The organism is Patescibacteria group bacterium (assembly GCA_041651155.1).
In the GTDB taxonomy this organism is placed as follows: domain Bacteria; phylum Patescibacteriota; class Patescibacteriia; order CAIXNZ01; family CAIXNZ01; genus JAPLYF01.
Genome location: JBAZJU010000002.1, coordinates 78,075 through 96,225, shown reverse-complemented (window position 1 = coordinate 96,225; position 18,151 = coordinate 78,075). Strand labels below are relative to the sequence as shown.

The 18,151-nt window shown below is 35.7% G+C and carries 22 protein-coding genes; 6 read left to right on the top strand and 16 right to left on the bottom strand.

The features are described 5' to 3' along the window. The first annotated feature begins 153 nt into the window (after positions 1-153). Positions 154-3,051 (top strand): transglycosylase domain-containing protein, encoded by a 2,898-nt coding sequence (locus WC460_02505; GenBank protein ID MFA5188208.1) that lies wholly within the window; start codon positions 154-156, stop codon positions 3,049-3,051. Positions 3,052-3,101: 50 nt separating this feature from the next. Here the strand turns inward: WC460_02505 and WC460_02500 are convergent, their stop codons facing one another. The 5 genes from WC460_02500 to WC460_02480 all read right to left on the bottom strand — a co-directional run bounded on the left by WC460_02500 (position 3,102) and on the right by WC460_02480 (position 7,228). Further along, positions 3,102-4,253: a glycosyltransferase family 4 protein gene (locus WC460_02500; protein MFA5188207.1), complete on the bottom strand. Its 1,152-nt coding sequence runs from the start codon at positions 4,251-4,253 to the stop codon at positions 3,102-3,104. 2 nt (positions 4,254-4,255) lie between these two features. Further along, entirely contained in the window at positions 4,256-5,254 is a 999-nt protein-coding gene (locus WC460_02495; GenBank protein ID MFA5188206.1) for a hypothetical protein, read from the bottom strand. Between the two features lie 3 nt (positions 5,255-5,257). Further along, positions 5,258-6,157 carry an EamA family transporter gene (locus WC460_02490; GenBank protein MFA5188205.1) on the bottom strand — a complete coding sequence of 300 codons (900 nt, stop codon included), beginning with the start codon at positions 6,155-6,157 and terminating at the stop codon, positions 5,258-5,260. A gap of 129 nt (positions 6,158-6,286) precedes the next feature. Continuing rightward, positions 6,287-7,000, bottom strand: a complete 714-nt coding sequence (locus WC460_02485) for a ribonuclease H-like domain-containing protein (protein MFA5188204.1) — start codon at positions 6,998-7,000, stop codon at positions 6,287-6,289. Positions 7,001-7,036: 36 nt separating this feature from the next. Beyond that, positions 7,037-7,228 (bottom strand): hypothetical protein, encoded by a 192-nt coding sequence (locus WC460_02480; protein ID MFA5188203.1) that lies wholly within the window; start codon positions 7,226-7,228, stop codon positions 7,037-7,039. 167 nt (positions 7,229-7,395) lie between these two features. Here WC460_02480 and WC460_02475 point away from each other — a divergent pair, with 167 nt between their 5' ends. Both WC460_02475 and WC460_02470 read left to right on the top strand, forming a co-directional pair. After that, entirely contained in the window at positions 7,396-7,584 is a 189-nt protein-coding gene (locus tag WC460_02475) for a hypothetical protein (GenBank protein MFA5188202.1), read from the top strand. A gap of 13 nt (positions 7,585-7,597) precedes the next feature. Beyond that, positions 7,598-7,873, top strand: coding sequence for a hypothetical protein (locus WC460_02470; GenBank protein MFA5188201.1), 276 nt, complete (start codon positions 7,598-7,600; stop codon positions 7,871-7,873). Between the two features lie 167 nt (positions 7,874-8,040). Here the strand turns inward: WC460_02470 and WC460_02465 are convergent, their stop codons facing one another. The 7 genes from WC460_02465 to dnaA form a co-directional block, all read right to left on the bottom strand. Next, entirely contained in the window at positions 8,041-8,688 is a 648-nt protein-coding gene (locus WC460_02465) for an HD domain-containing protein (GenBank protein ID MFA5188200.1), read from the bottom strand. Between the two features lie 125 nt (positions 8,689-8,813). Beyond that, positions 8,814-9,170, bottom strand: a complete 357-nt coding sequence (locus tag WC460_02460; protein MFA5188199.1) for a hypothetical protein — start codon at positions 9,168-9,170, stop codon at positions 8,814-8,816. A gap of 71 nt (positions 9,171-9,241) precedes the next feature. Beyond that, on the bottom strand, positions 9,242-9,718 hold the full coding sequence (locus WC460_02455; protein ID MFA5188198.1) for a hypothetical protein: 477 nt from the start codon (positions 9,716-9,718) through the stop codon (positions 9,242-9,244). Positions 9,719-9,812: 94 nt separating this feature from the next. After that, complete coding sequence (locus WC460_02450; protein MFA5188197.1) at positions 9,813-10,553, bottom strand: HNH endonuclease; 741 nt, start codon at positions 10,551-10,553, stop codon at positions 9,813-9,815. A gap of 216 nt (positions 10,554-10,769) precedes the next feature. Continuing rightward, positions 10,770-11,534 carry a hypothetical protein gene (locus WC460_02445; protein ID MFA5188196.1) on the bottom strand — a complete coding sequence of 255 codons (765 nt, stop codon included), beginning with the start codon at positions 11,532-11,534 and terminating at the stop codon, positions 10,770-10,772. A 273-nt stretch (positions 11,535-11,807) separates the two neighbouring features. Then, positions 11,808-12,974, bottom strand: coding sequence for a DNA polymerase III subunit beta (gene dnaN / locus WC460_02440; protein MFA5188195.1), 1,167 nt, complete (start codon positions 12,972-12,974; stop codon positions 11,808-11,810). Positions 12,975-13,269: 295 nt separating this feature from the next. After that, positions 13,270-14,664, bottom strand: coding sequence for a chromosomal replication initiator protein DnaA (gene dnaA / locus WC460_02435; GenBank protein MFA5188194.1), 1,395 nt, complete (start codon positions 14,662-14,664; stop codon positions 13,270-13,272). Between the two features lie 221 nt (positions 14,665-14,885). Here dnaA and rpmH point away from each other — a divergent pair, with 221 nt between their 5' ends. From rpmH to yidD, 3 genes are read left to right on the top strand one after another with little or no spacing between them, the layout of a single operon-like run. Beyond that, positions 14,886-15,047 carry a 50S ribosomal protein L34 gene (rpmH, locus tag WC460_02430; GenBank protein MFA5188193.1) on the top strand — a complete coding sequence of 54 codons (162 nt, stop codon included), beginning with the start codon at positions 14,886-14,888 and terminating at the stop codon, positions 15,045-15,047. Between the two features lie 59 nt (positions 15,048-15,106). Beyond that, the gene (gene rnpA / locus WC460_02425; GenBank protein ID MFA5188192.1) at positions 15,107-15,463 is read left to right on the top strand and encodes a ribonuclease P protein component; all 357 of its coding nucleotides are present in this window, start codon (positions 15,107-15,109) and stop codon (positions 15,461-15,463) included. Between the two features lie 26 nt (positions 15,464-15,489). Continuing rightward, positions 15,490-15,723 (top strand): membrane protein insertion efficiency factor YidD, encoded by a 234-nt coding sequence (gene yidD, locus WC460_02420; GenBank protein MFA5188191.1) that lies wholly within the window; start codon positions 15,490-15,492, stop codon positions 15,721-15,723. 79 nt (positions 15,724-15,802) lie between these two features. On the opposite strand, the gene WC460_02415 is transcribed toward yidD, so the two are convergent. The 4 genes from WC460_02415 to WC460_02400 form a co-directional block, all read right to left on the bottom strand. Continuing rightward, a complete protein-coding gene (locus WC460_02415; GenBank protein MFA5188190.1) occupies positions 15,803-16,873 on the bottom strand; it encodes an HD domain-containing protein in 1,071 nt (356 codons plus the stop codon). A 110-nt stretch (positions 16,874-16,983) separates the two neighbouring features. After that, positions 16,984-17,211, bottom strand: a complete 228-nt coding sequence (locus WC460_02410; protein ID MFA5188189.1) for a DUF167 domain-containing protein — start codon at positions 17,209-17,211, stop codon at positions 16,984-16,986. 38 nt (positions 17,212-17,249) lie between these two features. Next, a complete protein-coding gene (locus WC460_02405) occupies positions 17,250-17,534 on the bottom strand; it encodes a hypothetical protein (GenBank protein MFA5188188.1) in 285 nt (94 codons plus the stop codon). After that, on the bottom strand, positions 17,531-18,133 hold the full coding sequence (locus tag WC460_02400) for an L-threonylcarbamoyladenylate synthase (protein MFA5188187.1): 603 nt from the start codon (positions 18,131-18,133) through the stop codon (positions 17,531-17,533). Before WC460_02400 ends, WC460_02405 begins: the two co-directional genes overlap by 4 nt. Positions 18,134-18,151: the final 18 nt, after the last annotated feature.

The following is an 18,151-nucleotide window of genomic DNA, read 5'->3' as shown; positions in this document are numbered from 1 at the left end:
AAAATAAAAACTCAATAGATTAATACAAAGCCGAGACGAGCATTTTTAATTAAATAATTTCCAATTTTTTTGTTTTTTGCCTTCGCAAACCGTAGTTTGCTACGGCAAACGCAGGTTTGTTATTTGGAATTTGATATTTGTAATTTAATCCATATGCCCATCCCTCAATTAACAAGATCACCGAAAGAATGGCAAAGACATAAAAAACGCCGACTGGTCCATCGCAGCCATGAATTTGCAGCTGCCAATAATAATCAGCCTAAAAAACACAAAGTTTCAGCCAAAAAACTAATTGGCAAACTTATTATTTTAGGCATTATTTTGGTTTTGCTTTTTGGGATCTTTTCTGTGGCTGCCATCGCCTGGTTTTCACATGACTTGCCAAATCCAGATAAATTAATTGACCGGGTTGTCTCTGAATCAACCAAAATCTATGACCGCAAAGGTGAAACCTTGCTTTTTGATATTCATGGTGATGAAAAAAGGACAATTGTAGAGCTGGATCAGATTTCTAATTATGTTAAATGGGCGACTATTTCCGCTGAAGACAAGTACTTTTATGAACATCATGGCATAAATTTCTTTTCAATTATTGAATCAGTTATTATTGATCCTTTAAGAGGGAAAGGGATTCGTGGCGGCTCCACCTTAACTCAGCAATTGGTAAAAAACGCAATTTTAACAAACGAAAGAACGATTCCCAGAAAAATAAAAGAATGGATTTTGTCCTACCAGATTGAAAAAAAATATACCAAGGATCAAATTTTAAAAATGTATTTCAATGAAATCCCTTATGGGTCTGTTAATTATGGGGTTGAGTCAGCTGCCAATTATTTCTTCGGCAAAAAAGCCAAAGACGTAACTTTGGGCGAGGCTGCTATTTTAGCCGCTATTCCCCAAGCGCCGACCAGGCTCTCCCCTTATGGCTCGCATACTGATGATTTATATTGGCGCCAGCATTGGATTTTGGATGAAATGGCAAAAAACGGTTACATCACCAAAGATGAAGCTGGAGATGCCAAAGCAGAAAAATTAGAATTTAAAAAAGAGGCTGTGGCTGGCATTACTGCACCGCATTTTGTTTTTTATGTCAAAGAATTATTAGCGGAAAAATTAGGCGATAAGGCCATTGAACAAGGCGGTTTAAAAGTCATTACTACCTTAGATATGGATAAGCAAAAAATTGCCGAAGACGCAGTCCATAATGCCAAAGATAATAATTTAAAAAAATATAATGCTTCCAATGCTGCTTTAGTTTCAGTTGATGCTAAAACAGGCGAAATTCTAGCCATGGTTGGTTCTCAGGATTTTACTGATGACAAAATCTCAGGACAAGTTAATGTCGCCATTTCACCGCGTCAGCCCGGCTCTTCAATCAAACCTATAGTTTATGCCGCTGCTTTTGAAAAAGGCTTTACCCCTGAAACAATTTTGTATGATGTAAGCACGATCTTCGCCACCTCGCCAATAGTTTATGAGCCGCATGATTATGACTTCAAAGAAAGAGGGCCGATTACGATGAAATCAGCTCTGGCCGGCTCTTTAAATATTCCTGCTGTTAAAACTCTTTATTTGGCCGGCTATGATAATGTCAAAAAGCTTTTGCAAAATCTGGGTTATTCCACAATTACCGACAAAAGTCAATGCGGCCTGGCCTTAGTCTTGGGCGGCTGTGAAGTTAAATTAATTGACCATGTCGGCGCTTATACAGCCCTTGCTCGCGATGGCGAAAGAGCTGAAGTCCAAGCGATCTTGAAAGTTGAAGATAAAAACGGCAATGTGCTGGATGAATTTAAAGAAAAAAAGCACAAAGTTTTGTCAGAAAATGCAGTGCGCCAGGTTAACAATATTTTAACTGACCCAAGCGCTCGCGCTTTTATTTTTGGCGCAGCGCCAAATTTAACTTTATCTGACAGGCCTGTCGCAGCTAAAACAGGCACTACCAATGATAATAATGATGGCTGGACAATTGGCTTTACTCCTTCTATTGTGACTGGAGTCTGGGCTGGCAATAGCGATGGTACGGACATGAAAGGCAACGCAGATGGGGTTAATGTCGCCGCGCCAATTTGGCATGAATATATGCAAAAAACCTTAAACGGCACGCCTGTTGAAGGGTTTAAAGCTCCTGAGCCACTTGCTGAGACCTTGCCTCCGATTTTGCGCGGCCAATCTCCTTCTGATATGGAAGTTGAAATAGACAAAGCCTCAGGCAAATTAGCCACACCTTTAACACCTGAATCTTTCAGGATAAAAAAGAAGTTTAATCAAAATCATGATATTTTATATTACATAAATAAAGATAATCCGACTGGCCCTCCTCCAGAAAATCCAGCTGCTGACCCAATGTTCCAGGCCTGGGAAGATGGCGTTAATAAATGGGTAGAAAAAACAGCTAAGGATTCTGGCATTGAAATAAGCAATGAACAAGCTCCGACTGAATTTGATGATCTGCATGTGCCTCAAAACCAACCAACCTTGACGCTTATTAATCCTCAGGATAAACAAACTTTAGAATCTTATCCGGTTAAATTTCAAGTCCAGGCTAGCGCGTTGCGAGGCATTAGCCGAGTTGTTTATGCAATTGATGATAATATAGTTGGCACAGCCACTTCTTCCCCGTATAATATAGATGTTAATTCCCTTGAAGCTGAAAATGGCTATCACCAGCTGAAAGTCACAGCTTATGATGATATTGATAATTCAACTTCTGTCCAGATCACAGTTAACCTGAAACTGCCGCCTGCTATGCCGCAAATCAACTGGCTAAACCCCAGGGACAATTCCAATTTTTACAAATCAAACTTTCCTTTAAATTTTAATTTTATCCTTACTAAATCAACAGAGGTCTCCGGTCTGACTTTCTTTGCCCGCAGCTTTAATGCGCCGGAACAAAAAATCTCTACCATCATGCAAGTTTCCTCTGAGCAGATGAACTTCACCTGGACAAATACGCCAGCCACGGGTTCTTACGAGATTTATGCGCAAATCTCAACAAAGAGCGGCGCTAATGCCAATTCTAGCAGCTTAAAATTAAATATCTTAGATTAGATTAAAATAAAAAAGCTCCCGGCTTTTGGGCAGGGCGCTTTTTTATTTTCTTAGTGTAATAATTTACGATAAGCTTGGATTAATTCAGCTGTCTGCTTTTCAATACTGAAATTCTCGGCAATCTCTGCTGATTTTTTGGATAACCTCTGATATAATTTTTTGTTATCTAAAATTTGCAATATTCTTTTATTAAATTCCGCCACATTTTGTTTTACTATATATCCATTTACCTTGTCTTCTAAGATTTTAACAAAGGCATCGTCTTTCACTGCGACTATAGGCAAGCCGCTGGCAGCTGCTTCTAATAGAACTAAACCCTGAGTATCAGTTTTAGAAGCAAAAATAAATAAATCTGCTGACTGATTCGCTCTAATTACTTCTGTTTGAGATAAATAACTCGTAAAGATAACGTCTTTACCCAAGCCATGATCTTTAACTAACTTTTGTAAATTCTTTTTAGCAGGGCCGTCGCCGACAAGTATTAATTTAATTTTCTGCTGGCTTTGCTTTAATACAAAAAATGCTTTAAGCAAAAATTCAATATTTTTTTCTTGCCCTAGCCGTCCGACATAAAGCAAAACTTTTTCCTCAGGCTTAATTTTATATTTGCTTCTAAAATTATTTGGCCTGGCTCTTTTACTGAATTTTTCAACCTTAATTCCCGTGGGCAATACTGTAATTGGTTTTTTTACGCCATAACTTTTTAAAAGTTTTTTTATCTTTCCCGAAGGGGCAATATTTAAATCGCATCTGTTAGAAAACATGGCCGTAATTTTTGCAACCATCTTAGGAGTTATTAATCTGCCGTTCCACACATACGATTTTACATATTCAGGATAAAGAGTGTGATAGGTATAGACAAAGGGAACTTTCTTAATATATGAGTAATAATAGCCTAAAAGACCCAGGCTAAATGGCGTGTGAGCATGGACAATATCTAATTCTTTTTCCCAAAAATCCCGCAATAAGTGCCTGGTAAAGGGCAAGGAAACATGGTATTCTGGCTGGAAAACGAATTTTATAGAAGGGAAACGGATTATACTTTTGTCATCTTTTTTATGGTCAGCCCTGGGACAAAAAATATAGACCTGATGGCCTTGTTTTTCTAGCTCCTGGCGAAAACTTTCAATTGAGGTAACAACGCCATTCACCTGAGGCAAATAAGTGTCAGTAAAAAATCCGATTTTTAAAGATTTTTTCATGGTTAACTTTTAAAATATTTGCTTGCCGCTTCCCAAACAGAATTGTCTTTTTCAACTGTTTTCAACCAATACCACCACTCCACTCCCCAAAAGTATGCGCGGTAAAAATTTGTCTGATTGGCATAATCCGCGTTTTTTATTAATTGGTCTGCGTTCATGGTTTTATATTGCTCAGACAATGGACTTCCTTTGGGTCCAGAAGAAAACCATGGTTCAGCTTGTAATTCAGAAATAATTACCGCATCTAAAGGTTTGGAGTAAATTAAAGCCTTCAAGCGATAAAAAGATGCTGGCACAAACCAATAACGCCAATAGCCAATGTATTTATTATAGGTTACTCGATATATACTAGTGCCGAACATATCACCCATTTTTATGCTGGGATACCAAGTGCTGAGCTCTCCTGAATCAGTAATTAAAACCTTGCGTTTATCTAAAGATTTTACTAAATCAATTTCTTCTTGCAGTTCCTTTTTGGACATCTTTGAACATTGGCCAAAAAAATCTAAAAAAGGTTCATTCTCAACCTGCCAAATTTCTACAGCATGGCTGTTTTTATAGCGGGTTACCACTAATTTAATATTATTTAAAATCTTTGCCCTGACTTCAGCGTAAGGCAGCCCTTCCACCCAGGCTGGATCATGGCATTCTGGCCAGCGTGGCTGCCTGCGGCCTAAAACTAAAATTAAATGAGCATCGCGTTTTTCAGCTTCAGCAACCTGCCAATCAATATCAGTAAAATTATAAAGATTTCTTTCAGGCTCAATTTCATCCCAAAAAACAGGGATCCTCAAATATCTGACCTGCAAGTCATCTAAGGTCTCTTTATACACCTCACGCCAATCCAAATCCAGATATTTGGCAAAGCTTTTGGTAAAAGTTACGCCATAAATAATTTTTTTATTGGGGTTATAGCTTTCTTTGGCCCAAAAGATAAGCCCTACAATCAGAATGGCGAAAATAAAAATAATCATAAATAAAATTGGCTTTTTAGATTTCATATATTATTGTGAGGTTAATATATATAAGCCGATAGCCACCAATATAATCGCGATAATTTTTATAATAATTTCCCGCTTGGCTAAATTTTCTTTTAGCTCGGGAATTTTTTTGCCTAAAAAAATTGCCATGATAAAAACCAAGGCATACTGAATAGCCTGCAAGGCATTAACCAACGTTGCGCTGGCTAAATTCAAGGCATAGCTTTGAAAAATTACGCCCAAGCCACCGACCAGCTGAATGCCAAAAACTAAAAGTCCTTTTTGCTTTTTTGGCCTCTGCCAATCTTTTTTAATTATTTTCCTGGTTTTAGCTAAGCCGAAAATAAAGAGAGCCGTTAAAACCCCGCCAATTCTGGTCCAGAAAAAAACAGTCACGAAAGTTTCTTGGTAAAATAAGAATTTGGTCAAAACATAATTAATGGAAAAAAACAATCCTGCTAATAAAGCCCAGATAATTAATTCCCAGTGAATCTTGGTTTTTTTGCCATCTGGCTTATGCTGGGAAAGCAAAATAATTGCCAAAACTAAAATGCCAAATGATATTAATTCTTCATCATTCAATTTTTCCTGCAAAATTCCAGCTGAGAGCAAAAAAGTAAAAATAGGGCTGGAACTGCCCAGTAAAGTAATGGCTCTGCTGGCTTCGCCCTGGGCCAAGGCCTTATACATAAAAAAAGCAGCCATAATAAAGGCTACGCCTGCGAAAAAAGAAATCACCAGCAAATTAAAATTAATCCATTTTACTCCAAAGGGTAATAATATAACAGCAACGACGCCCAAAATTCCGACATAAAAAGCATAAGCAATTGGCGCTGTTTTAAATTTGCTGACAACTAATTTATCTCCGATATTAGCCAGGGCAAAAAGCAAATAAGCTGCAATTGTAATGTAAAGCCACAACATATTTTAAGGCTAGATTCTAAATTTTTAGGGCTAAATCAATTTTAAATTCTTAAATGCTTAAAATCCAACTATTTAAAATTTTTAAATTTAGTCATTGATTAAAAATTTATAATTATAAATTAAAAATTTTCACTTTATGTTAATAAATTGGTTCCAGCGAAGGAAAACTTCACGTGTTGCGCGTAAATCCCAGGAATTATATTTAGCAATTTTTTCATACTCCTTGGCTTTATATAAAGCAGCCACATCATCACCGCTAATTCCTTCAGCCTTTGGGCTTTTAATGCCAAAAGCACGGCAATATAGATGCAAACTGCCTTTCCTTTGCATGGCGCCATAAAACGATAATTGATCCATCAGGTCAATGTGCATGGCATTAAATTTCTGACTGTTTAAATAGCGATTGGACATTAAATCTTTAGTTGGCTTAACCTCATGGACTGCGGAACGAAGCATTAAATATGGCACATCAAAACCACGGCCGTTAAAGCTTACAAATTCAGTGTAATTAATCGCGCCTTGCCAAAATTTTTCTAACATTTCTTTTTCACTGGCCATCTTGAATTTAATCCCGCCTTCTTCTTTCTCTTTAATATCTTGCCCAGGCGCCTGGAAATAAACAACGCCTTTATTCGTTTCAACTTCTAAAACCCCGATGGCTGCAATCTGTCCAGTCAAGGGTGAAAACCCCAGTTCATTTTTTATATTAGCCAAGGCAGTCTTGTAAGCCTCATCTGAATAAGCCTCTCTTTTTAACCAGCGGGTTAAAGCCTTTTGGGTTGTTTCATCCATTAAATCAAAATCTTCGCCAATTGTCTCAATGTCAAAAATTAGTTTTGTCATAGTATATTTATTTATACCCCGCTTTAGCGGGCAATGCTAATTTTTATGATTTTTTAAATAATATGCGATTGAACGATCATATGTTTTTTCTTGTTCTGGAGTGAAATAACAGGCGGGTAGCTCCCTCCTTTTGCGGTGATATCTTAAGCACTCACAACACAACCCTTCTCTAGGACACGCATAAGAGCAATTACATTGTTTTAAATTTTTAGGTTTCTGGCATTCCATCTTGTCTTAATTTTAACACACTTTTACTGAAACAAAAACCGCTCTTTTCTCTGTTTTTTCTGCCAGCTTAATTTTTACTGCCCTATTGACATAATTCTTATTTGGGCGTACCTTTTTATAAAAGGTGCTATTTCTTCAGAAAAAACAAATATACCTAGGAGGTAAAAATGTCAAGAACTCTTGTTGTTATTGTCGAAGAAACAGACGAAGAAGCGGCCACTTTAAAGTATAAAAATGATCCAACCCTGGAGATTAAAACGGCTCGCCTGAATTTTGAAAGCTTCGGGAACATCCCAAATCTTCTGGGAATTCGCCCAACTAATTGGGTGATGGTACTCCAAAAGAAACCTGCTTAAGGAGGGGGTATCGATGGTAAGTATTGGTTTCCAGCATCCTGAACTTCAAGAGGGTGAAGTATATCTGGATCACATTTTTCCTTCAACGTTTAAAAATGTTGGCTGGAAAACAAAGAGGCTTGGCAAAGTTGCCTACAACAAGTTGACTGGTCAAGAGATACCAAAAAGATTCAACCGTCTGCCTCTTTTCGCCCAACGCACTGAAGTTGCTGCCGCCGGAGTAAATCCTGATACAAATCTTGATCTAATGATCAAAACAGCTCTGGAATTGGCTGGCCGAGAAAATTGATGATGTCACCCCAAACACATACAAGGTCTCTTAGATTTTATAATCTAGGAGACTTTTTTCTTTTCTAATCCAAAATGCTCAAAAAGAGATTACCTAATTTCTAATAAAAAAAGAAGCCTTTTAACATGCTTCTTCTTAAAGCCCAAGCAGCGTAAATATGTAATACTTTACTTATTAATTTTTAATTGATTAACAATTTGTAAAATATTCCTTACATCTTTGTCTTTTAACGCCTCAACAACATTATTCCATAACATCAAATTCACTTTAGCCCAATGCAAATATTCTTTCTTAGCGTAAGCAGTATAAAAATAAATGTTTTTTTTCATTAGTGGATTTTGTTCGGCAGTTATTTTGCGGGCAAGTTTTAATAAGTCCACTTTATTTTGGAGCAGATACTTTTGAGCTAAAACTATTGGCGTAATAGGTAGAGCTTTAAACAATGTATCAGCATCGCTTAAAGCCATGCCTTCAGGGGAAATCTTTCTAATGCGTGTTCTGGTATGAGCTTCCAGAATAACCTTTTCAATCATATTTTTCTCTTCAAAAGTAAAACCTGCCTTACTTAATAATTTTTGGCGAAGCTTTTTGCCTATTTCTGGCTCTGAATTGGGTTTAACAATATAATTAATATCATGTGTTAAAGCAGCCGCTTCTACAATTAATTTATTGGCATTAACTGACTTAGAAAAAAACAAGGCTTTGTTTCTAACAAAAAGAATATGGTGCCAGCCATGAAATAAAATTTCTTTGCTGCGCCTCGCGTATAATGGCTTAATTTGCTCAAATAACTTTTTTATTTTAGTTGAAGGCACATTTATTTTCTAAGAATTTTTTCGGCTTTGCATAACGTTTTGGTATAAGCGATGTTTTCTGGCAATATAATTTTGCGCGAAGTGCATTACTGCCAGTAAATATGGACTGAACAAAAATTGGAAAGTTACTTTTTCCTCCCTAAAACAATATAATTTACAATTATTTTGAAAAAAATTATTTGTATAAGATAATGAATTATTAACCAACCTAAAATAGCTATTGGTATTCCGTTTATCCATGCTTCTCGGGCAAATCTTGTACAATCTGCTAGTTGTGCATCAAATGCAGGTTTGTCATCGTAGTAAATGTATAGGCTATTATAACACCAGCCAGAAGACTCTTTGACGTGCCAAAACCAAATTGCGAATGGTGTAATAATGAAGCCAATTACATAAATTACGATTATTGCCCGAAACCACCATTTCTCTGCGAGGAATTTGTGACGATCTTTGTTGTAAAATGGGAAAATAATTTTTTTCATATTTTTAAGTTAGAGTAAGTTTTCAATTTTTGAGTAGCCGCTTATGCCGTGTTAGGCGAAATATCGTTAAATTATACTTTTTCGTAATGTTTTAAAATAGTATCTTTTTTCTTGTTGTTGCCAATGATTTTTTTTATATGTTTTGTGTCAATAATATATGATCCGACCTCGTCTTGTATTAGTACTTTTATTTGATCACATTTTTGTTCTAAATCGCCTGCACTTTCAGGAAGTGTGTCAAATAAATTAACTAAATCCAGCTCGAGTAAATCATGGATTTTTTCAGATAAATAATGCCGATTGGGTAGAGTTAGATTGTAAATCTCCAAAACATATTTTTCATTTTCCATTTTATCGATTAAAAAATTATTGGCAATAACTTCCTGGTCTATTTTTTGCATAAAGGCCATTATTTTATCATAGCAGTCTAATCTCTTCTTAAATAGTTCTAGTCTAATAGCTTCTTTTCGTTGCACTGTAAACAAAAAATAGCCAAAGAAAAATGACACGACTGCTATTATGAAACCTGAAATTATTTGGGTTAACATGTCTATAATTTAACGATATTTCGTCTAACGTTTCGGCATATACGATGTTGCGTTAGCAATATGGGTGGAGCGAAGCGGAACCGTATATGCCGTGTTAAGTGATGTTTTGCCTAATTTCTTCGTTATCACTTTTTCCAAGATTACATTCCGCGCATAATGTTTGTAGATTTTCAATTGAACTTTTGCCACCTTTAGAAAAGGGCTTGATGTGGTCAAGGTGTAGTTTTGTGCCAATATCTGTGGCTGGACTTTTTCCGCAAAAAACACAACGAAAGTTATCTCTATTTAATACTTTCAGTCTCACTGATAAAGATATGTTTCTTGAATTTTCTCTTTTATACACTGGCCGTTGTGTTTTTTTGTCCTCGCGCTCCGGTAGAATAAAATCATCTGCCAAAATTTCGTTGCCCATTTTGTACTCAATAAATTTACTACAAGCAGCTACCCAACTACCAAAACGATGCTTATAAATACCATAAGAAATTTTTGGCTCAGACATTTCCCATTCTGTGCGCGAAGGTCTTTGTCCTCTCAATTTCCAAATTCTTTCCATTTCATCGAATAAATCCTTATCAGAATATTTTCTATTAGGAGCGTGAGGACGCGGTGATAAGTCCAGCCCTTTTTGCGAAAGATGCTGTCTAAGTGCTTCAAGACCTTTTGTCCAATTACCAAAGTGGTTTTTTATTGAACCAGCACTAATATTGGCTACTTTATCGAAATCACGCCAACCAAATTCTACATAGTTAAAGTGCTTGGCAACCTTTTCTAATTCGTCCAACATTTGTTTGTTGCTAAGAGTATCAAGTCTTTTTCTTTTAAATTGAAAATCCATATTTATATCTTATAGAAAATTGGGCAAAATTTCACTTAACGTTTCGGTATATCCGATGTCGCCTTAATTTGGTGACTTGATGGATTTCTTAAAATTTTAATGCGATATCGGATATACCGTGTTAAACGATGTAAAAATAGCTCTTGGGTGAAAACATAAATTTAGCACACACTTAAAACATTTTTTTGTAAAATTCTTTCCTTAATTATTGAAAAACTAATCTTCTTTTTCACTTTCCTTTTTCCTGTTTTCCAGATATGAAATCAGTTCAGCGCCCTCCTTTTCTTTCATTAAATATTTTTTTGCTTCAGAAGAAAGCCATAACCATTTTAATATCTCTTTCTCCAATTTGGGGTTTTCTGAAATAACGTTCTTAATCATTTTTAAATATTTTAAATATACTTCGGGAGTTACTTGATCCATATAATCTTTATTCATATCCAGCATAATATAATTACAACCATCCAGTAATCTATCTTTTAAAATATTCCATGTTCTTTCGTCGGAAAAATTATCTCGCACCTTCATCCAAAACTCAAAAAGGAGAAAGTTAGAAATATAATGAAATTTTTTATCTATTAGGGCAAGCTTGTCTAATGAAGCATCTGGAAAAGCTATTCGATGAATATCCCTCCACGTATCATCAATAGTGTTGTCATGGCGGATTTTTATAATTTTACCGTCTTTTTTTACAAGGTTATCAAAATCGCATTTTTCTAAAACTTGGTCTATAAAATCAGATATTTGTTTATCTGTTTTAATATGCATCTTAACCTCTTTTCCCAAATATTGAATAAGAGAATCAAATTCTTGTCTTAATTTATCTCTTTTGGTCTCATCCTCTTCGGAAGCTCTTTCGCCACTAATAGATCTTGCTAAGCTAAATTTATCAAAAAAATCAGGACTTAGTGCTTCTACGCCTTCTTTTGTAGATTCTTCAGGTTTTTGCATTGGATTTGGTTCTTTTTCTTGGTTTGGCATATTTATAATTAAAGTTAATATTTTGGTTTATTATTTCAATTTTTATAATTCTGTTTTCAGCCAATCCAATCTTTTCTTTACTTCGGTTTTTGATTTGATTTTCTTTGAATTTGAAATTGCATTATTCTATAATATAAAAGTGTGTACTTCAAATCGAGGGTGGAAAAGAGCTATTTTTATTTCGTTTAACTCGTTTCTATGCGAATTTATTTCGTAAATTAACCACAACCTGCATTTTTGACGAATTAGAGGGATAGCGATTCTCTTAACTTTTTACTGCTTTATCGGCATGATAATATAAAGATAATCTTCAGAAGCGATCGCTTCTTTTTTTTCATTCAAACTTTCAGCCGGCCTTAAAACGCAGGGGTTGTTATTATCAGTCATTTCAAAAATTATGTCTGAGGAATCGCTGTTTTGCAAGCCATCCAATAAATAACGAAAATTAACCACGATTTTATTATCCTCGCCTTCTACCTTAGTTTCAATCTTTGTCTGATTCTCGCCTAATTGGCTATTAGTTGAAGAAACAATCAGCTTACCTGCTTTAAACTCCAAATTAATATCATAAATGCCGGTACGGGAAAATAAGGCCGCTGTTTTAGCTGCTTTAATAAATTCGGCAATGCTGACAACTGCCCTGGTTTTATGACTGGCTGGAATTATCTGCTTATAATTCGGGTACTGGCCCTCAATTATTCTGGAAATTAATTCCACGCTGTCAAATTCAAATAAAACTTGGTTGTCTTCAAAGTAAATTTGAAGCTGGTCTGAAGCGGCCGTCTCTTCGCCAGACATTTCCTGGCCAGCAGAATAGCCTGATAAAATCCTGAACAATTCAGCAATTGTTCTGGCTGGTATAATCACTTCTTTGTCAGCCTTAACTTTTTCTTTCAGCCTAATTTTCTTTTCCGCCAAGCGATAGCTGTCAGTAGCAGTCAGGGTTAGAAAATTATCGCTAAAATTAAAATACACGCCTGATATTTCCGGCCTGGTTTCTGACACAGAAACTGCAAATAAAACCTGGGAAAGAGCTTTAAGTAAATCCGAAATCTTGCAAGAAAAAGGGTTTTTCTTTTCAACCTGAGGAATTAGGGGAAATTCTTCAGAGCCATTACCTTTAATTTTCGTATCCTGATCAGCTGATTTTATTTGTAGAAAATCATCTTTTAACTCTATTTCAATCTTTTGATTTGGCAATAAATTTATATAGTCACTAAATAATTTTGAACTTACAGTATAGCTGCCGTCTTGCTCAATTTTTCCCCTGACCAAACAATTAATCCCCATTTCTAAATTTGTGGTAATAAAACTTAAGACGCCTTTTTCAGCTTTTATTAAAACATTGCTTAAAATCGGCAAGGATGTATTTTTACTGGCAATATGAGAAACAATATTTAGACCTTGGTTTAAATTTTCTTGAGTACAGGATATTTTCATATTTATATTATTAAATAATTAATTTATAAAAGTAATAATAGTAATAAGGAAGTGGATAAGTTGAGAAAAGTTCAAAATTTAACGGTTATAAAGGAGTTTTTTTAAAAAAACTGTTTAATAACTTGTTTAGGATGCCAGGTAAGATTTGTGTATGGCTTGTGGAGAAAAAAACAGATAAAATTTAAACTAGTTTTTTATCCACCAAAGGCTTAAAAGTGTGAATAGTTTTTCGCAAGCTTTTAAAGGGTCTGTCCTCAGAAATCCAGTGGTTTATCAACTTGTTTTACACAAAAATTTAAATAGTATAAAGGCGTTGTTTGATCTGCTCTATTTCCCGGCGCGTTTTTTCATCATTATCATAATCATTTTGTATCTTATGAATTGCGTGCATGGCCGTGGTGTGGTCTCGTCCGCCCAATTCCTGGCCAATGGTGGGAAATGAACTTTTAATTTCTTCTCTGAGCAAAAACATGGCAATTTGGCGGGGATTAACGAGCTTTTTTTCTCGGCATTTGCCCAATAGATCTTCTAATTTTACATCATAAAAATTAGAAACAGCTAAAATAATATCTTTGGGTATAAGAGATCGTTTTTGCAGATTGGTGGTAATTCCAACCAGGATTTTTTTTACGCTTTCCAGGGTTGGCGGGATGGCATTTAATTGATGAAAGGCAATAATTCTATTTAAAGCCCCTTCTAATTCCCTGATATTGCTGGAAATATTTGTCGCTAAATAATTAAGAATAGCACGATCAAGAGCATATTTTTTTTCCAGAGCCTTTGTTTCTAAAATTGCCAGCCTAGTTTCATAATCAGGCAGAGAAATATCTGCGATCATGCCCCATTCAAACCGGGTCAATAAACGATTCTCTAAGGCCGGAATAGATTTTGGCGGACGGTCAGCAGACAAAACAATTTGTTTATTGTTTTGATGTAAGGCATTGAAGGTGTGAAAAAATTCCTCCTGGGTGCCTTCTTTGCCAGCTAAAAACTGGATGTCATCAATTAATAAGACATCAACGGAACGATAAAGGTCTTTAAAATTGTAGGCTTTGCCATTAGCCACAGAATTAACAAAATCATTAGTGAATTTTTCACAGGTTAAGTAAAGTATTTTTTTCTTGCTGTAATTTTTGGCTATTTCATGGCCGATCGCCTGTAAAAGATGGGTTTTGCCTAAGCCAGCGCCGCCATAAATAAAAAGAGGATTATAGGTTTCTCCGGGAGTGGCTGCAACTGATTGAGCTGCTGCCCTGGCTAGTTCATTGCCTTTGCCGACAATAAAGGCGGAAAAAGTATATTTGGGATTTAAGCCATAAGCAAGACCCGGCAAATCTTTAGGATTAGCTGAATAGCTTTTTTCTACAGTTAGCCTTTCCGGAGAAAAAGAATTTTGGGTTGGCTTGGTAATTTCGGCCAGTGCCTGGGAGGCTTGGTTTTTTTTAGAGGCGACTTTAAAGGAAATTTCTTTAAAATTAATCTCACTTAATTCGCGCAGAGCTTTAAGAATTTCAGTATTATATTTTTTTTCCAGCCAATTTTTAGTAAAAGCATTTGGTACGCCAATAATAACAGTGAGCTCATCCATTTCTAAGATAAAAGTACCCTTAAACCAGGTAGTAAAATTAGCTTTGCTCAAAGAGAGCTCTAATTCGCCTAAAACAGCTTGCCAAATTTGTTGAGTATTCATAGGGCCCCTGAAGAATTTTTTAGGAGAAGTATGTTATATTGAAATAATAGCATAAAAGAAAATATAGAAAAATATAAGCCAAGACATAAAAGTTTATAAGCTGTTTATATACTGTGGATACAGCTTAATACATATTTTTCCTTTTGACAAATTTTTCCACAGGTGCTAATCTATTAGGTAGAGATAGCCAAAATTTAGCCTTATAAATTTAATTTTAGTTTATGCCAAAAAGAACATACCAGCCTAAGAAAAGAAAAAGAGCCAAGACCCATGGATTTTTAGTAAGAATGAGCTCAAAAAAGGGGAGATTGGTGCTAAAACGACGCCGCAGCAGGGGCAGAAAAAAATTAACAGTCTCTGATGAAAAAAGATTAAGAAAATAGATTATTATTAGACTCTACGAGCATGGCTTGAGAGTCTAATTTTGTATCAGGACAATTTTATGCTAAAAAAAATTTATCGCTTAAGGAAAAAAAATGATTTTGCCAAAGTCAGTCAAGAGGGCCAGACAGCCTATGCCCCTGTTTTTTTAATTAGGTATGTTAAGAATGATTTAAATATGTCGCGTTTTGGCTTAATTGTTTCAACAAAGGTAAGCAAGAAGGCAACTCAAAGGAATTTAATCAGGCGGCGCTTGAGCGAACTCATCCGCTTAAATATCTCCAGCATCAAAAACGGTTATGATATTATCATTATCCTCTCCCCCAAAATTATTAATAAGCAAGGCAAGGTTTTAGAATATAAAAAAATGGGAGAGATTTTATCCCAGACATTATTTAAGGCCAAATTGCTAGTATGAAAATTACTAAATGGTTTAGCTTCCAACTGCGCATAGTAGTTTTAATGGTTATAAGGCTTTATCAAAAAACTTTATCCTTTGATCATGGTTTTATGTCTAAAATTTTTCCTTTTTTAGGCTGTAGATTCTATCCTTCGTGCAGCGAATACACATATCAGGCAATTTCAAAATATGGCATAATTAAAGGCAGCTGGCTGGGCATTAAAAGAATTGTACGTTGCCATCCTCTTTCTCCAGGCGGTCATGATCCAGTGCCTTGAATAGGAATTCAGCAGTTTGTAGCGATAATTAGATAAAAAAATAAACGCCTCCCGCGATACGGGAAGCGTTTTTTTATTTTTACCAATCCAGCTTAGGAGAAGAAAAATCCAGTTTTTTCCCCTTAATCCAGGGAGCAATTTCCTTAATGCCGAAATTCGCCAAATTTTCGCTAGTGGGGATTCTGGCAGTTTTGCAATACTCGCCAAACTGGAAGACCTCGTTGTCTGTTAATAAGGAGAGCAAGACATAAGGATCGCAGTCTTGGTAGTCTTTTTCAGAGCTAAAGAAGTCCAACAGCCTTTCAAAGTAAATGGCCTGTATGTCAAATTTGATTGGCTGGTAGACATTTTTTTGCAGCCATTGCCGCAGAATTTTGAACTCTTTAGCTGTCTGTGATTGAGCAAAGGCAATTTTCCCCTGTTCTGCGCTCTCTTCCACTAAAGCTTCAATGCAGTGATAAGCGCGGAGCCTTTGTCTTTTTCCAAAAAATTCAATGTTTGAGTCGTTTGGCTCTTTGATGGAATTATTTCTTTTTGCATCATTGTAATCTGAGAAAACGTAAGCTATTTTATCCGCCAGCATTATTACATTGAATTCTTCGGGTACGTTTTGGGAAAGTGTCAGATTCGGATCTTGAGTACGCGAATGATGGCAAATGCCTTGCAGTGTTTCTTTGCACAGATTAAGACCGGCTCCTTTTCGTTCTATTCTTTGGGCAATGAGAGCGCCGTTAATTGCGTGTGAAAAAATTTTCCCAGACTTTTGGGTCAAATATTTTTCACCAAAATGGCCGAAAGGCGCATGGCCAATATCATGTCCCAAGGCAATCGCCCTGCACATCGGCACATTTAGACCCAGAATTGTGGCGAGCAATACGGCGGTTGATTCAACCTCTTTTACATGCAATAACCGGGTGCGAATATGCGAATTATTTGGCGTTGGGAAAACCTGCGTTTTATATTGCAGCCGGCGGAAAGCTTTGCTGTTGATTATCTTGTGCGCATCCATTTCAAAAGGATCCAGGACTTCAAAAAAGTGAACGTCATCGTCATAATAGTTTCTGTAGTAATCAATATAGCGCCTGGGTTGGACATTTTCGGTTTGAAAAGCTAATGACGCCAAAGCCTTTTGATATTTTTTAAGGGACATTTTTCCTCCTTTTGGCACCTTGTGCCTTTTTTTTGAGTTTAGTGCTTGCTAAAAAATTTGTCAAATAAAAAAACTCAAGAAATTTGAGTTTTTTAGAGCTGAGAATATAACTAAGAAATCAAAATTTTTTTCTCCCTGGATTTTTCACCTGAAATAATTTTGATTTTACTTTTAGGGATTTTAAGTTCCTGGCTTAGAAAAATTATTAAGGCTTTATTAGCCTTGCCTTCATGCGCTGGAGCAGTTAATTTTATTTTCAAAAAATTTTCTTTTTGTTCAACAATTTTATTAATTTTTGAATTAGGTATGACTTTTACGCTTATAATTTTACTTCCCATAAACTTTAATCTTAAATCATAAATCTTAAATCCCACAATTATTGGGCTAATTCACAGCCTTGGTCAGATTTAAAGCAGGCATAGGGAATGCCTATTTCCGGTTTTTTATAAGTAACCCAGTCCTTGCTCGCATCTTTGCAGATATTATTAGCGCAGCCAAAACAGCCTATTTTACCGGTTTTGCTATTTTGAAGTAAAATGCAATCGCTATATCTGGTTAATTCTTCTTTGGGAGCTAAAAAAGTAGTAAAGGCAATGGCAATAGCAATGGCCAGGACAATAAAGACAATAATTATTAAAATTGTTTTTATTACATTTTTCATAGAGTTAATTTTCCTTTGCCGTTTCTTAAGATAAGGGGGATGTTATTGCTAAGGTCAACGATTGTTGATGGTTCTTGACCCAAGGAGCCGGAATCAATGATTAAATCAATTTTATTTTGCATTTCCTTGCTCAGCTGATTTGGATTAGTCAAAACTTCCTGTCCAGAGATATTTAGGCTAGTAGTTATTATGGGATTGCCAAGCATTTTAACAATTTGTAAGCAGATATTATTAGCTGGGATTCTAATGCCGACTGTTTTATTTTTAGACAAGACTGTTTTGGGAGTTTGGCTTCGCGCTTTTAAAATAAAAGTAAAAGACCCAGGCAAATATTTTTTAAATAGGGCAAAGGCGGAATCCTGGATAATCGCATATTTAGCTGCTTCTTTTATGTCCTGGCAGATTATACTTAAAGGTTTTTTGGTTTCGCGCTTTTTAAACTGGTAAATTTTAGCAATGGCTTTTTTATTGAAAATATCACAGCCCAGGCCGTAAATCGTGTCAGTAGGATAAACAATAAGGCCGCCATTTTTTAAAACTTCAACGACTTGATCAAGTTTTTCAGGTTCAGGATTTTGGGAATTAATTTTGAGGAGCATAAGAGTTAAAGGGTAAGA